Annotated in this window: 15 protein-coding genes and 1 pseudogene; 6 read left to right on the top strand and 10 right to left on the bottom strand. The window is 71.0% G+C overall.

From position 1 onward, the window contains the following. Positions 1-62: 62 nt before the first annotated feature. Entirely contained in the window at positions 63-1,811 is a 1,749-nt protein-coding gene (locus JMO03_RS20125; RefSeq protein ID WP_202845555.1) for a glycosyltransferase family 39 protein, read from the bottom strand. Positions 1,812-1,941: 130 nt separating this feature from the next. Here JMO03_RS20125 and JMO03_RS20130 point away from each other — a divergent pair, with 130 nt between their 5' ends. Continuing rightward, positions 1,942-2,640, top strand: coding sequence for a response regulator (locus JMO03_RS20130; RefSeq protein ID WP_202845556.1), 699 nt, complete (start codon positions 1,942-1,944; stop codon positions 2,638-2,640). Beyond that, a complete protein-coding gene (locus JMO03_RS20135) occupies positions 2,633-3,925 on the top strand; it encodes a sensor histidine kinase (protein ID WP_202845557.1) in 1,293 nt (430 codons plus the stop codon). The genes JMO03_RS20130 and JMO03_RS20135 overlap by 8 nt, the downstream gene beginning before the upstream one ends. 58 nt (positions 3,926-3,983) lie before the next feature. Here the strand turns inward: JMO03_RS20135 and JMO03_RS20140 are convergent, their stop codons facing one another. From JMO03_RS20140 to JMO03_RS20165, 6 genes are all read right to left on the bottom strand, one after another. After that, a complete protein-coding gene (locus tag JMO03_RS20140; protein WP_202845558.1) occupies positions 3,984-6,158 on the bottom strand; it encodes a catalase in 2,175 nt (724 codons plus the stop codon). A 423-nt stretch (positions 6,159-6,581) separates the two neighbouring features. Then, on the bottom strand, positions 6,582-7,349 hold the full coding sequence (locus JMO03_RS20145; RefSeq protein ID WP_202845559.1) for a DUF899 domain-containing protein: 768 nt from the start codon (positions 7,347-7,349) through the stop codon (positions 6,582-6,584). A gap of 117 nt (positions 7,350-7,466) precedes the next feature. After that, positions 7,467-8,144, bottom strand: a complete 678-nt coding sequence (locus JMO03_RS20150) for a Vgb family protein (RefSeq protein ID WP_202845560.1) — start codon at positions 8,142-8,144, stop codon at positions 7,467-7,469. A 44-nt stretch (positions 8,145-8,188) separates the two neighbouring features. Beyond that, a complete protein-coding gene (locus JMO03_RS20155; protein WP_202845561.1) occupies positions 8,189-9,409 on the bottom strand; it encodes a helix-turn-helix domain-containing protein in 1,221 nt (406 codons plus the stop codon). Between the two features lie 31 nt (positions 9,410-9,440). Beyond that, positions 9,441-9,800 (bottom strand): DUF6968 family protein, encoded by a 360-nt coding sequence (locus tag JMO03_RS20160; protein WP_202845562.1) that lies wholly within the window; start codon positions 9,798-9,800, stop codon positions 9,441-9,443. A gap of 15 nt (positions 9,801-9,815) precedes the next feature. Continuing rightward, positions 9,816-10,181: a VOC family protein gene (locus JMO03_RS20165; protein WP_238346358.1), complete on the bottom strand. Its 366-nt coding sequence runs from the start codon at positions 10,179-10,181 to the stop codon at positions 9,816-9,818. A gap of 94 nt (positions 10,182-10,275) precedes the next feature. On the opposite strand from JMO03_RS20165, the gene JMO03_RS21440 reads away from it, so the two are divergent. Further along, positions 10,276-10,716, top strand: coding sequence for a response regulator transcription factor (locus JMO03_RS21440; protein WP_202845564.1), 441 nt, complete (start codon positions 10,276-10,278; stop codon positions 10,714-10,716). Positions 10,717-10,759: 43 nt separating this feature from the next. Here JMO03_RS21440 and JMO03_RS20175 read toward each other — a convergent pair. Further along, a pseudogene (locus JMO03_RS20175) lies at positions 10,760-11,164 on the bottom strand (RidA family protein). A gap of 139 nt (positions 11,165-11,303) precedes the next feature. Here JMO03_RS20175 and JMO03_RS20180 point away from each other — a divergent pair. Together JMO03_RS20180 and JMO03_RS20185 are read left to right on the top strand one after the other, a co-directional pair. Continuing rightward, on the top strand, positions 11,304-12,221 hold the full coding sequence (locus JMO03_RS20180; protein WP_202845565.1) for a LysR family transcriptional regulator: 918 nt from the start codon (positions 11,304-11,306) through the stop codon (positions 12,219-12,221). 589 nt (positions 12,222-12,810) lie between these two features. Next, positions 12,811-13,344, top strand: a complete 534-nt coding sequence (locus tag JMO03_RS20185) for a DUF4199 domain-containing protein (RefSeq protein WP_202845566.1) — start codon at positions 12,811-12,813, stop codon at positions 13,342-13,344. 44 nt (positions 13,345-13,388) lie between these two features. Here JMO03_RS20185 and JMO03_RS20190 read toward each other — a convergent pair whose 3' ends face one another. Together JMO03_RS20190 and JMO03_RS20195 are read right to left on the bottom strand one after the other, a co-directional pair. Continuing rightward, positions 13,389-13,817 carry a type II toxin-antitoxin system death-on-curing family toxin gene (locus JMO03_RS20190; protein ID WP_202845567.1) on the bottom strand — a complete coding sequence of 143 codons (429 nt, stop codon included), beginning with the start codon at positions 13,815-13,817 and terminating at the stop codon, positions 13,389-13,391. A 7-nt stretch (positions 13,818-13,824) separates the two neighbouring features. Then, the gene (locus tag JMO03_RS20195; RefSeq protein ID WP_202845695.1) at positions 13,825-14,046 is read right to left on the bottom strand and encodes an AbrB/MazE/SpoVT family DNA-binding domain-containing protein; all 222 of its coding nucleotides are present in this window, start codon (positions 14,044-14,046) and stop codon (positions 13,825-13,827) included. 121 nt (positions 14,047-14,167) lie between these two features. Here JMO03_RS20195 and lexA point away from each other — a divergent pair, with 121 nt between their 5' ends. Next, positions 14,168-14,770 carry a transcriptional repressor LexA gene (gene lexA, locus JMO03_RS20200; RefSeq protein ID WP_202845568.1) on the top strand — a complete coding sequence of 201 codons (603 nt, stop codon included), beginning with the start codon at positions 14,168-14,170 and terminating at the stop codon, positions 14,768-14,770. Positions 14,771-14,773: the final 3 nt, after the last annotated feature.

Raw genomic sequence — 14,773 nt, forward strand, 5'->3', positions numbered from 1 at the left:
GCAATGTGCGCATGCTTGCGGCGGCAACGTCGGAGCCGGGTCGGAAGCTTGTCGGAGCGGCGTTAATCGACGGCGTCGTCGCCCGGGATCGTCTGCGCGTTCGCGTGCCGTTCATCCGCGCCGGTCGCGGCGCCGGCCGGGCAGCCGGGCACCATCGCGGTGGCCGGCACCAGCCACCAGGTGCGCCGGTTCGACACGCCGACGCGCTCGGCGCGGACGCGGTCGACGCACGGATCGAGTGCTTCTTCGAGCACGAACAGCCAGCGGCGCTCGGGCGCTGCGGCGAGCCAGACGGCAGCCTCGCGCCATTGCGCCGGCCACGGCCGGTTGAAGCCGAAGACCGCGGTGTCGCGCCCCGCCTGCAACAGGTGCTGTTCGCGCCACCCCAGCAGGCCGAGTTCCGCCTCCGGGCCGATGCGCCCGTCCACCTGCTGCATGAGCGCGCGCGCCGAACTGCCGGCATCGATCGCCGGCATCAGGCCCACGCCGTGGACGGTCCACAGCCCCGCCATCGCCAGCAGCGTCGCGGTGCCGACCCCGCGCAACCGCGAACCCGCGGCCCAGGCGAGGCAGCCGGCGGTCCAGGCGCCGAGCACGAGCAGCCATCGCCCGATCGCCGCCAGGACTTCGGGACCTGCCTCGTGACGCGCGCCGATCCGCTGCCACCAGCTCGCGGGCTCGGGCCAGGCCGCCAGCCCGGCCGCGAGGGCGACGATCGCCATCGCTGCCAGCCACGCGGCGAGCGTCAGTCGTACGTCGCGGCGCCGCAGCAGCCCGGGGAGCAATGGCGCCGCGGCGATGGCCAGTACCGGCAACACGGGCAGCACGTACACGTCGCGCTTGGCCGGGCTGAGACTGAAGAACAGCAGCACCAGCGCCGCCCAGCCCAGCAGCAGCCGCCAGCGCGGATCGCCGCGACGCAGCCGCCGCCACCAGGCCGGCAGCAGCCAGGGCAGCAGCAGCGTGCCGGGCAGCCACAGGGTGGCCATCACCTGCAGGTAGTACCAGGCGGGCTTGAGGTGATGCCAGGGATCGGCGTAGCGGGTGCCGGTCTGCTTCCAGAGGATGTCGGCGGCATAGGCCCGCAACTGTGGATCGTCGCTGCCCAGGACCGTCGCCAGCATCGGCGCCAGCCACAGACCCGCACCGACGAGGAAGCCGGCCACGCCCGCCGCGACATGCCGGCCCGGGTGTCGACCGGTCGAGGCGGGCGCTTGCGTGCGCGCGGCCAGCCAGGGCAGCGCCGGCAGCACCAGCAGCGGCAGGAAGCCCACGCCCTTGGTGACGGTGCCCAGGCCTGCGGCGAAGGCGCCCAGCGCGAGCAGGCGCGGGTCGCGCCGCTGCAGCACGTACTGCACCAGCGCCCAGAGCGAGAGCATCATCATCGCCAGCAGCACCATGTCGATCTGAGCGCGCTTGGCCTGCAGCCCGAACTGCAGGCAGGCGAACAACGCCAGCAGGGCATGGCGGCCGGTGGCCGGGTGCCAGAGCCGTCGCGCAAGATCATGGGTGAGCCACAGCGCCAGCAGCGCCGCGATCCACGACGGCAGCAGGAAGGAAGTGCGCCAGTCGCCGGTGACCCGCTGCGCGCCGGCGAGCAGCCACATGAACACGGGCGGCTTGTCGGCGTAGAGCTCGGTTCCGCGGCGCGGGAACAGCCAGTCGCCCGATTCGACCATGTGCGCGGCGACCAGCGCGAAGCGCGGTTCGTCGGCGGGGTGCGGGTCGCGCATGCCTAGCCCCGCCAGCAGCGACGCCGCGAGCAGCAGGACCAGCAAGGGAAAGCCCGGCGATCGGAAGATGCGGCGCATGGGGAAACGAAGGGGAGGCGGGTCCATCCTCCGCGGGCGGCGTCGAAGAAACGTCGGAACGCTCCGACAGCATTCCGACCATCGCCATGGCAAGCTGGCAAGCGCTGGACCCAGGCACCGGAGGACGATCGTGCGATTGCTGGTGGTGGAGGACAATCGCAACCTCACGGCCAATCTCTTCGACTATTTCGAAGCCCGTGGCCACGTGCTCGATGCGGCGCCCGACGGGGTGACCGGGCTGCACCTGGCCACCACCCATCCCTACGACGCGATCGTGCTCGACTGGATGCTGCCGCGCCTGGACGGGCCGGAGTTGTTGCGCCGCCTGCGCAACGAGCACGCCTCGGACGTGCCGGTGATCATGCTGACCGCCCGCGACGAACTGCCGGACAAGATCTCCGGCTTTCGCGCCGGCGCCGACGACTACCTGACCAAGCCCTTCGCGCTGCCGGAACTCGAGGTGCGGCTCGAGGCCATCCTCGCCCGCAGCCGCGGCCGTGGGCGCCGCAACGTGCTGGAGGTCCACGACCTGCAGCTCGACCTCGGCACCCTGGAAGCCACCCGCGCCGGCAAGCCGCTGCACCTGTACCCGGCCTGCCGCAAGCTGCTCGAGGTGCTGATGCAGGCGAGCCCGGCGGCGGTCACGCGCGAGCGCCTGGAACAGGCCTTGTGGGGCGATCAGCCGCCCGACCGCGACATGCTGCGCTCCCACATCTACGAACTGCGTCGCAGCGTGGACGGGCCGTTCGCGGAGAAGCTGATCCATACCCTGCCGCGGACAGGCTACCGCCTGGCGCTGGCCCGTCCGCCGGGAGGCGGGGATGGCTAGGGCGTCGCTGGGCCGGCGCACGTTCGGCTGGCTGCTGGGTTTCGTCGCCATCGCGACGCTGGCGCTGTTCGCCGTGGTCCACCACGTCCACGAACGCGCCGAACACGCGGTGTGGAGCGCGCTGCTGGGCACCGAGATGGACAGCATCGTCCAGCGCATGCAGGCCGACGCCGACTATCGCTGGCAGGACTCCGATACCTTGCGGCTGTTCCTGCCGGACGAACGCAAGCCGCCGCCCCTGGCCGGAATGGCGCCCGGGCTGTACGACGCGATCGATATCGACGGCGAGCGCAGCACCGTGCTGGTCCGGGACGTGGAGGGCATCGGCAGGCTGGCGCTGGTGCTGGACATCACCGATTTCGAGGCGCTGGAACAGCTGGTGACGCGCTGGAGCCTGTTGGCCGGCGCGACGCTGGCGCTGATCGCGCTGGCCATGGCATCGCTGGGCACGGCGCGGCTGGTGCGGCCGTTGAGCCGGCTGGCCGAGGACATCCAGCGCCTGCGCCCCGAGGCCACGCAGCAACGGGTGGTGGTGGACAGCCATGGCAGTTCGGAGCTGTACGTGATCGCCGACGCGCTCAACGGCTACCTCTCGCGCCACGAGCTGTTCGTCGAGCGCGAGCGGGTGTTCATCGATACCGCGAGCCACGAATTGCGCACGCCGCTGGCGGTGATCGCGGGCGCGACCGAACTGGCGTTGCAGCAGCCGGGCATGCCCGAGGCCGCGCGTGCGCAGGTGCTGCGCGCGCAGCGCACGGCCCGCGGCGTGGAACAGCTGATCTCGTTGCTGCTGGTGCTGGCGCGGGATCCCGGGCGCCTCGCGGGCAGCCACGACCGCATCGCGCTCGACGAACTGATCGTCGAGATCGTCGACGATCACCGCTATCTGCTGCAGGACAAGGAACTGGAGATCGACGTGCAGGGCCTGCCGCACTGCGAGGTGCTGGCGCCGATCGGGATCGTACAGGCGGCGATCGGCAACCTGCTGCGCAATGCGATCGAGAACAGCGACCAGGGCACGATCCGGGTGTCGCTGTCGAACGATGCGACCGTGACCATCGAGGACCCGGGCCACGGCATGTCCCCCGAGGAGATCGCGCGGATCTACGCGCGGATGGCCCGCGGCAGCGGGCGCGACGGCGGCGGGATCGGCCTGGACCTGCTGGCCCGCCTGTGCGCACACCTCGGCTGGGCGCTGGACATCAGCTCGCAGCCGGGGCGTGGCACGCGCGCCATCCTGTCGATGCGGCCCGTCGGCGCGCGGGAGGACGCGATCCGCGGGTGAGGCGCAGGTGGCGGGCAGTCGCCCGCCGGTCCGCGGCGACCTGGGTCGGGGCGCGGGCCTACGCGAGCATGCGCAACTTCGGCTCGCGCGCCCATTGCCGGGTCTTCGCCGCGGCGACGAAGCCCCGCGCATCGGCCGCATCGACGATGCCCGCATCCTTGCCGACGTTGCCGGCCTTGAGCAGCGGCGCGGCGCCTGCATCGAAGGCGATGGCCTTCAAGTGCGCCCAGGCGAACGCGACGAAGTCCACGGCCGCCGATTCCTTCGCCAGCTTCTTGCCCGCCGCCTCGCTCAGCAGCACGGCCACCGCATCGAACACCACCGACGGGGTCCCGGCCAGTTGGCCGTCCGCAGGCTGCTTCTTACCGTCCGACAGCACTGCGCCGCCGAGCTTCGGCGCCACGATCTTCACCGTCGCACCGGCCGCCTCGGCGGCCTTGCGCAGCGCCTTTAGCGCGGCCGCGTCGCTGCCCTCGTCGATCAGGATGCCGACCGTGCGATGCTCGAGCGTCTCGCGCATGCGGCCGATGATCCGCACCTCCGGCGCGGGCGGCATGTCGGTCGGTGGCATGGCGGCCTCGGGCGCGGGCGGCACGCTGTCCATGCCGAGCCCGTCGGCGACGCGCTGCGCCAGCGATTGGTCGATGTGGACCAGGTGCCCGACCATGCGCTCGCGCACCTTCGGCGTCTCCACCTTGGACAGCTCGAACACCAGCGCCGAGGCCAGGTGCGCCTGCTCGGGTTTTTCCAGGTTGCGGAAGAACATCCGCGCCTGGCTGTAGTGGTCGGCGAAGCTCTCGGGACGCACGCGGCCTTTCACGCCGTCGTCGGGCATGGTCGCGTGGCTGCGGAACCCGGCCTGCAGGTCCGCGCGCGGGCTGTCTTCCTGCAGAGAACTGGGCTCGTAGTTCACCCGGCCCTTGTGCACCTGCATCTGCATGTGGCCGTCGCGCTGATGGTTGGCGAACGGGCACTTGGGCTGGTTGATCGGGATCTGGTGGAAGTTCGGCCCGCCCAGGCGGATCAGCTGGGTGTCGAGGTAGGAGAACAGGCGGCCCTGCAGCAGCGGGTCGTTGCTGAAGTCGATGCCGGGCACGATGTTGGCCGGGCAATAGGCCACCTGTTCGGTCTCGGCGAAGAAGTTGTCGGGCCAGCGGTCGAGCACCATGCGGCCGACGATCTGCACCGGCACCAGCGCTTCGGGAATGATCTTGGTGGGGTCGAGGTGGTCGAACGGGAACGCGTCGGCCTCTTGTTCGGTGAACAGCTGCACGCCCAGCTCCCACTCGGGGAAATTACCGGCCTGGATGTTCTCGAACAGGTCGCGACGGTGGAAGTCGTTGTCGGCGGCCTGCAGCTTCAACGCCTCGTCCCATACCGTCGACTGCAGGCCGAGCTTCGGCCGCCAGTGGAACTTGACGAAGGTGCTCTCGCCCTTGTCGTCGAGGAAGCGGAAGCTGTGGATGCCGAAGCCTTCGATGGTGCGCAGCGAACGCGGGATGGTGCGGTCGCTCATCGCCCACATGATCATGTGCATCGATTCGGGCGTGAGCGAGATGAAGTCCCAGAACGTGTCGTGCGCGCTGGCGGCCTGCGGGAAGGCGCGATCGGGTTCCATCTTCACCGAATGCACCACGTCGGGGAACTTCATCGCGTCCTGGATGAAGAAGACGGGGATGTTGTTGCCGACCAGGTCGAAGTTGCCTTCCCCGGTGTAGAACTTCACCGCGAAACCGCGCACGTCGCGCGGGGTGTCGACCGAACCGGCGCCACCGGCGACGGTGGAGAAGCGGGTGAACACCGGCGTGCGCTTGCCCACTTCGGTGAAGAGTTTCGCGCGGGTGTACTTCGCCAGCGACTTCTTCAGTTCGAAGTAGCCGTGCGCGGCACTGCCGCGGGCGTGGACGATGCGCTCGGGGATGCGTTCGTGGTCGAAGTGGGTGATCTTCTCGCGGAGGATGAAATCCTCCAGCAGCGTCGGTCCGCGCGGGGTGGACGTGAGCGAATTCTGGTTGTCGGCGATCACCACGCCCTGGTTGGTGGTGAGTTGCGGGCGTTCGCCGCCGGCCTGCTGCTGCAGCTCGTCGCCCTGGCCGCGCGGGGCGTCGGCGTCGGGATCGGCGCCGTTGGCGGGGCGGCCGACGGAACCTGCGGGCTTGTCCTTCGCAGGCCTGGCGGCGCGCGGCGGCTGCCTGCCCGGCGGAGTGGCGGTGGGGGTGCGTGTTCTGGCCATGGCGCGCTCCTGCTGAAGGTCCGTTCGATCATGGCGCGCGTGGCGTGATCGCGATGCATTCGCGCGTGGCGGAGCGATGAATGACTGGCGCTGCGGCGTTCAGCGCGGAACCCCGCCCGGCATGGACCGCGTGTCGCGCATCCTCCTCCGGTGGTAAACGCGTGGAGTGCGGCGATGTCGCACGACCGGACCGGCGCTCCGTGTATCCAACGACGCCCCCGGAGAAGCGCCTTCAGGCGCGACCACCGTCACGGACGTGTGTTGGCACCTGGCGCCGCGATCGCGGCTGAAGCCGCTCCTACCGCAATCGTACGCGTAGGAGCGCCTTCAGGCGCGACCCCCGTCACGGACATGTGCGGGGCATCCTGGCATCGCGATCGCGGCTGAAGCCGCCCCTGCCGCGCCCGCGCCGCCCGCAATGGATCAGTCCTGCGCGCTGCAACACGCAGCCCGCGGGCCCTGCTCGTAGCGGTCGCGATGGCGCACCCAGGCCATGGGATAGGGCAGGTGGCCTTCGTCGCGGCCTTTCGGTGAGAGGTCGATCAGGCGGTAGGCGCCCATCATCGCCTCGACGCCGCGACCGTAGGTGGAATAGGTGTGGTAGACGTTGCCTTCGGCGTCGCGCGTGAACAGGCTGATGCCCGGCGCCTCGTCGTGCGGGAACGCCACCTTCCTGTAGTTGTACGGCACCTTGCCGTCGACGCGCTGCTCCGGCATGAAGCTCACGCCGAAGTCGCGGTTGAAGCTGTTGCCGTGCGAGGAGACCCAGGAAAAGCGCCAGCCCATGCGCAGGCGGAAGCGCTCGATCTCGTCCAGCGGCGCGCGCGAGACCGCCACCAGGGTGATGTCGCGCTGCGCAAGGTGCGGGATCAGGCCGTCGTGGTGGTCGGCCATGAACGAGCAGCTCGGGCAGCCCGCGTCCCAGCCCGGGCCGAGCATGAAGTGCTGCACCATCAGCTGGCCGCGACCCTCGAACAACGCGGCCAGTGGACGCGGACCCCGCGCGGTGTCGAACACGTAGTCGGTCTCCAGGCGCACCCAGGGCAGGGCGCGGCGTTCGCGCGCGATGTCGTCCTGCTGGCGGTTGAGGTCCTTCTCGCGTTCGAGCAGGACCAGGCGCTGTCGGGTCCATTCCTCGCGCGAGGCGATGCGGGGCGCGGCTGCGGGGCGTTCGGCGGGACGTGCGTTCATGCGTGACTCCTTGCGGATGGATCGTGGGGGAAGGCGCGCGCGGTCGAGCCGCGCGCCGGTGGGCGGGCAGTCGCTGGGAATGCGGGAGCGCGCGGCAGAGTGCGGCGCGAGCGAAAATCAGGCGGTGGCGCGCGCCGGGCGACGTACGGCGCGGAGCCTGCCGCCGCCGCCGCCGCCGCACCAGAACAGGCCGTCGTCGTCGGCTTCCAGGCCGCTGACGCCGATGCCCTCCGGCATGCGCAGGCGTTCGAGCACGGCGCCATCGGCAGGATCGATGCGGCGCAGTTCGCTTTCGTCGCCTTCCCAGACGCCGTGCCAGAGCTCGTCGTCCACCCAGGTCACGCCGGTGACGAAGCGGTCGGATTCGATGCTGCGCAGGATCTTCCCCGTCTCCGGATCGATCTGGTGGATGCGCCGCTCGCGGTACTCGCCGACCCACAGGCTGCCTTCCGCCCAGGCCATGCCCGAATCGCGGCCTTCGCCTGGCGCGGGAATGGTGTGCAGCACCTGTCCGGTGGCGGGATCGATGCGGTCGATGCGCGATTCGGCGATCTGGTACAGATGGGTGCCGTCGAAGGCGGTGCCGGCGTCGCCGGGGCGTTCGAGCACGCGCACGGTCTCGCCGCTCGCCGGGTCGATCGCAAGCAGGCGGGTGCCCACCGCGGCCCATACGTTGCGGCCGTCGTGGCTGACGCCGGCGACCGATCCGTCGCCGTCGAACGGGCCGAATTCGTGGACGATCTCGGCCGGCTGCGCGGCCACCTCTTTGCGGGCTGGGGAGGTGCGGGTGTTCATGCGTGGGCTCCTGTCGATGCGCCGGATTGGCGTTGCAGTGGAATCTACGCAGGCGGCAGCGTTGCGGGGAGTAACAATGTCGTCGCGAATCCGCCGGCCGGCGCGGCTAGCCATCGGCGGCTGCGGCCGCCGCCGCTGGCGCACACCTGGCCGCCCGATTCGAGCGTGGCCAGGGCGCGCTGCACGCTGCGCTGGCTGGTGCCGAGCGCCAGCGCCAGCGCCGAGGTGGACCAGGCTTCGCCGTCCGCCAGCAGCGCGAGCAGCGAGGCGTCTTCGCCGTCGATCGGCGGCGCGAGCAAGACGACTTCGCGCGCCTCGTTCGGCGCCAGGACGAAACCGCGCGCGGTGGCGTCGATGCCGGTCCAGGGTTCGGCCAACGCGCGCAAGCGGCCGAGTTCCACCCGCAGGCGTGCGCGGTGGGTCTCGTCGGGGTGGCGGGTGCGGAACGCGGCGGCGATCAGCGCATCGCGCCCGGCATCGCCCGGCCACGCGGCAGCGAGCGCGCGCGCCAGCGCGAACAGCACCGGACGGCGCGCCAGCGGCAGCCACGCGTCGGCCACGCGCAGGCCACGGCGGCAGCCGTCGACCACCAGCGCGCCGGAGTCGAACAATGCTTCGACCTCGTGGAGCTGCAGTGGGTGTTCGCCATCGGCCGAGATCCGGCGTGCGACCGGCTGCCGCAAACGGGCCTGTGTGGCGTCCACTTCGGCGATGAGCGCGGGGATGCGTGCGCGTCCGGCCGCGGCGTGCGCCTGCGCCAGCGCCTCGCGCGCGACCGTGCTGCGCAGCGAGCGCAGCGCCAGTTCGGCGGTGGCGAGGCCGGCGATCGCCGCGAGCGCCGGCGGCAGCAATGCGCCGTCCAGCCGCCGCAGCTCGCTGCGCGCCTCGCCGAGCCGGCCGAGCAGCAGCAGCCGGCGCACCGCGATCAGGCGCGCATGCGCGGCGTTGCCCGGGTCGCCATGCCGCTCCAGCGTCGCGGTCGCGGCCGCGAGCGCGCGCGGCGCGCGCTGCAGGTCGCGCATCGCCAGCGCGACCTCGGCATCGGCGACGGTGCAACGCGCACGCGCCAGCGCCTCGTGTGCGCCGAAGCCGCGCGCGGCGCGCTGCAGCAGTTCGCGTGCGCGGGCGTGCTCGCCCAGTTGCGCCATCGCGGTGCCGCGCAGCGCCAGCGCCGGCGGATCCTCGCGCAGCGCGACGCGCTTGAGCGCGCCCAGTGCGTCGCCGGTGGCGAGTGCGCGGGCCGCGGCGGCGATCAGGGAGTCCATGGCGCGAGGTTACGACGTCGCGCGGCGGCGGTCAGGCCAGTCGGCGCTCCCAGCCGTCGCGGCTCGTGTCGACCGGTTCGTCGAGGTAGCGCAGCTCCACGCCGGCGCGGCACGCGAGTGCCGCCAGTTCGGCGCGGGCCACGTCGAAGGCCAGCTGCAGCGCCTGCAGCGAATCGACGCCCATCGCCTGGCGCAGCGTGACGGTCTCGCCCACGCTCAGGCGCAGCGGGCAGCGCCAATCGGTGCCGTCGACCACGGCGACGTCGCGTTGCGGTTCGCCGAATTCCACGCGCACGAGGATGTCGCGGCCGCGCTCGCGGCAGGTGAAGGCGCGTTCGGCGATGGTGCGGGTGAATCCGGTCGGGATCGGGGGCAGCGTGGCGTCGGGCATGCGGGCGATGCTCCTTCAGGCGGCGGGCTCGGACCAGGCGGCGAATTCGTTGCCGCCGGGCTCGGTGAAATGGAAGCGGCGTCCGCCGGGGAAATCGAAGACCGGCTTGACCACTTCGCCGCCGGCCGCGACCACCTTGGCCAGGGTCTCCTCCAGGCGCGCGCTGTAGAGCACCACCAGCGCGCTGCCCCGATCGGTGCGCGCGGCGAGGTCGGCGCGGAAGAAGCCGCCGTCTAGGCCGGCACCGGAGCCGGAGAAGGCGATGTAGTCCGGGCCGTAGTCCTCGAAGGTCCATCCGAAGGCGTCCTCGAAGAAGCGGCGCGTGGCGTCCGGGTCGCGCGTGGGGAATTCGACGTAGTTGATCTGTTCGTGGGCAGGCATCGGGATCTCCATCGCGGGGAAGGCTGCCTGTATAGCGTCGCGTCCCGCCGCGCGGCAACCGGCGCGACGGCGTCCGCGACGGTAGCATTCGCGCATGTCCAAGCCCGCCAAGCGCATCCCATGGAGACCCGTGCTGCTCTACGGCGGCCTGCTGGCGCTGGGCACGCTGCTGCTGCAATGGCTGGATTACCAGCGGCTGGCACGCAGCCATGCCTCGTTGTTGTACGAGGGCCTGCTGGCGGCGGGATTCCTCGCGCTCGGGGCCTGGCTCGGCGTGCGCTTGCTCGCCAGGCGCGTGCCGCCGGCTGCGTTCGAGGGCAACCGGCCGGCGCAGGCGGCGCTGGGGATCAGCGACCGCGAGCTGGAGGTGCTGGCCGAGATCGCCGCCGGGCATTCGAACAAGGAGATCGCGGCGCGGCTGCACGTCTCGCCGAACACGGTGAAGACCCACGTGGCGCGCCTGCTGGACAAACTCGGCGCGCGGCGGCGCACCGATGCGCTGCGCCGCGCGCGCGAGCTGGGGCTGGTGCCCTGATGCGAGGGCGATCGCGTCGCTGGCGCGACCCGCACGCCTGGGCCTAGGCGGTCGCGGACTCGGGCAGCTTCGCCACCACCTTGATCTCCGAAGCGGAAGCCGGACAGCCAGGTCACGCCGGTCGCGGTGAGCGCCGGATGGGGCCCCTCGCCCAGGTACTCCTGCACCACCGGCCAGATGATGTCCATGGTCCGCTCCGGGTCGACCATGAAATAGGTGGTGTCGACCACGTCGTCGAACGTGCAGCCGGCGGCCGCGAGGATCGCATCGAGGTTGGCGAAGGCCAGGCGTACCTGGGCGGCCAGGTCCGGTTCGGGGCTGCCATCCTTGCGGGCGCCGACCTGTCCGGAGACGAACAGGAAACCGTTGGCGCGGATCGCGGGCGAATAGCTGTGGCGCGCGTATAGCGCATGGGGGGTTGGGGGAAGACGACATCACGGGTGTTCATGGAAATCTCCGAAGTCTGGTCGGGGGCCCAGCTGGGCCTGCCCAAAATCTGATGGTTCGCCGCATCCGAATAAACCGCCATATCCCGACAGGAATATTCGTAGTATCCAAACAATAGACTCTGCCCCGGAGCTGCCCGGATGGACCGGTTCGACGCGATGCAGGCCTTCGTCCGGGTGGTCGAGACCGGCAGCTTCACCCGCGCGGCGGAATCGCTGCGGATCAGCCGTACCTCCGCCACGCAGCTGGTGCAGCAACTCGAGCAGCGGCTGCGTGTACGCCTGCTCAACCGCACCACGCGGCGGGTGGCCCTGACGTCCGAGGGCGCGGTGTTCTTCGAGCGCGCGGTCCGGCTGCTGGCCGACGTCGCCGAGGCCGAATCCAGCGTCGCGGGTGCCGCTGCCACGCCCCGCGGCCGCTTGCGGGTGGACGTGCCCAGCCCGTTCGCACGGCTGGTGCTGGTGCCGGCGCTGCCGGACTTCCACGCCCGCTACCCGGACCTCAGCCTGGAACTGGGCGTGAGCGACCGCGTGGTCGACCTGGTGGACGACAACGTCGACTGCGTGGTCCGCGGCGGCGCGCTCGCCGACCAGTCGCTGGTGGCGCGCAAGCTGGTGGACCTACGCATGGCCAGCTTTGCGGCGCCGGCCTATCTCGCCCGCGCGGGCATGCCTGAGCATCCGCGCGAGCTGTCCGGAGACGGCGCCCACCGCCTGGTCGCGTTCCAGTCGATGCGCAGCGGCAGCCAGGTGCTGCCGCTGCGCATGCAGCGCGGCGACGAGCGCGTGCAGGTGCGCGGGCGCCCCGTGCTGGCGGTGGACGACGGCAACGCCTACGTCGCCGCCGGGGTAGCCGGGCTCGGCGTGCTGTGCATGCCGGCGTATCTCGCCCGCGGCCACCTGGCGTCCGGCGAGCTGGTGGAGGTGCTGCCGGACTGGCGGATGGATCCGCTGCCGCTGTCGGTCGCGTACCGGCCCAACCGCCATGTCAGTGCGCGGCTGCGGGTGTTCGTCGACTGGCTGCTGGAGGTGGTGGCGGCGCAGCGCCTGGAGACCTGACCTCGTCGCTTGATCGCGTAGCCCGGGTAAGCGAAGCGTACCCGGGACGGCCGCCTGGCGTGGCAATCGGCTCCCGGATGCGGCCTTCGGCCTTATCCGGGCTACGTATCTGGAGACCGGCCTCGTCGCATGGCGCTCCGATCGGTTGGTCGACGCGCGCGCCAACCGATCGCGTAGCCCGGGTAAGCGAAGCGCACCCGGGGACGGCCGCGTGGCGTGGCAATCGGCTCCCGGATGCGGCCTGCGGCCTTATCCGGGCTACGTATCTGGAGACCTGACCTCGTCGCATGGCGCTCCGATCGGTTGGTCGACGCGCGCGCCAACCGATCGCGTAGCCCGGGTAAGCGAAGCGCACCCGGGACGGCCGCCTGGCGTGGCAATCGGCCGCCTGGCGTGGCAATCGGCTCCCGGATGCGGCCTTCGGCCTTATCCGGGCTACGATCCGGGCCTGGTGTGCGAGGACCGTAGCCTGACCCGCTCGAACCACCGTACGGAGGGGCGATCGGCGCAGAATCACCCTTCCGGGCGATTGCCGCGGGGGCATCGCGGCCCTGGAATGGCGGCCCCAGGGTCCAAACCGGAGGTCCACATGTTCCGCATCGTGTTGAAGTACGGCGTCATCGCAGGCCTCGTGGTCGGCGCGGCGCTGGTCGGCGTCAGCCTGGCCTACGACGGGCAGCCGCCGCCCGACTGGGGCATGGCGGCGGGGTTCGCCTCGATGCTGGTCGCGCTGTCGGCGGTGTTCGTCGGCATCAAGCACCAGCGCGATACCGCCGGTGGCGGGGTGATCCGGTTCTGGCCGGCGTTCGGGCTGGGGTTGGCGATCAGCCTGGTCGCCAGCCTGATCTACGTGGCGGCGTGGGAACTGTCGCTGGTCCTGATCGACAACGATTTCGCGGCGATGTTCGCCGCGCAGATGGTCGAGCGCGCACACGAGAAGGGCCTGAGCGGAGAGGCCTTGGCCGCGGCCGTGCAGAAGGCGCGGGAGTTCGAGACGATGTACCGCAATCCCCTGGTGCGCTTGCCGATGACCTTCGTGGAGATCTTCCCGGTCGGGCTGCTGGTGTCGCTGGTGTCGGCGCTGGTGCTGCGCAATCCGCGGGTGCTGCCGGCGCGGGCGTAGCGTTGCGTGGCGTGCGGCGGGAGGTTCCCGCCGCCGCCGGGCCTTCAGGCGCGGTAGCCCGGATCGACTTCCTGCACGTTGCCGCGGGCGCGGACGACGATGCGCGGGCGCAGCCAGCCGGCGAATTCGGCTTCGCCGAGGGAGCCCTCCGCCAGGCCGAGCATGGCGACGTACTTTTCCTCGTCCGTGGCGGTCAATTCGCCGTCGTTGAGGGCGATGAAAGCGCGGTAGCAGACATGCGCGGTGCGCTTGTTGCCGTCCACGAACGGGTGGTGGCGTGCCAGGCCGTAGGCGAGGCTGGCGGCCAGGTCGGCGAGGTCGGGGGAAGGATCGCCGTAGGCATGCCGTTGTTGGGGGCGGGCCAGGGCGGAATCGAGCATGCCTTCGTCACGCACGCCGCCGCTGCCGCCGTGTTCGGCCAACTGACGGTCGTGGATGGCCAGTGCCAGCGGCTTGCCGATCCAGACGATCATGGCCGGATCACTGCGCCAGCTTGTGCAGGACCTGGCGATCTTCGCGCATGACCTGTTCCGCCACTTCCATCTGGCTGGCCAGCTCCGGATCGAACGCCGTCAGGCGGACGCCATCCGGCGTCTCCAGCGCGTACAGCTCGTCGCCCTTGCCCACGCGCAGGCGGGCGAGCAGTTCCTTGGGCAGGATGACCCCGGCGGAGTTGCCGATGGCGGTGATCTTGAGCTTCATGGCGGCGCGGCCCTTGTTATAACGAAAGTTATTATTGCGCCGTCGCGGTGCGGCCGCAAGCGAGATGCCGGGTGTGTCCAGTCTCGCGCGCTGCGCCGAGAAGGTGTACAAACGTACACCCATGAGCCCCGACACCCTTCCGCCGCAACGTGCCGTCGTCCTCGACTTCCTGCGCCGGGAACTGGCGGCCGGGCGCGCGCCGAGCCTGGCCGAGATCGCCGACGCCTTCGGCTTCGCTTCGCGCAACGCGGCGTACAAGCACGTGCAGGCGCTGGTGGCCGAGGGACTGCTGGAACTGGACACCGGCCGCAAGCGCGGCCTGCGCCTGCCGGGGCGGCCCCACCAGCTGCCGCTGCCGGTGCTGGGGCAGGTGGCGGCGGGCCAGCCGATCGGTGCCGACATCGGCAGCGACACGCTGCTGCTGCTCGACCGTGCGCTGTTCTCGGAGAAGCCCGACTACCTGCTGAAGGTTAAAGGCGATTCGATGCGCGACGACGGCATCTTCGACGGCGACCTGGTGGCGGTGAAGCGCTCGAACGAGGCGCGCAACGGCCAGGTGGTGGTGGCACGGATCGATGGCGAGATCACGATCAAGCGTCTGGAGCGCTCGAAGGCGCGCATCCGCCTGCTGCCGCGCAATCCCGAGCACGCGCCGATCGAACTGCGCGCGGGCCAGGATTTCGCGATCGAAGGCGTGTACTGCGGCCTGGTGCGGCGGGGCTGAGCG

This window comes from Luteimonas saliphila, assembly GCF_016774335.1.
In the GTDB taxonomy this organism is placed as follows: Bacteria; Pseudomonadota; Gammaproteobacteria; order Xanthomonadales; family Xanthomonadaceae; genus Luteimonas; species Luteimonas saliphila.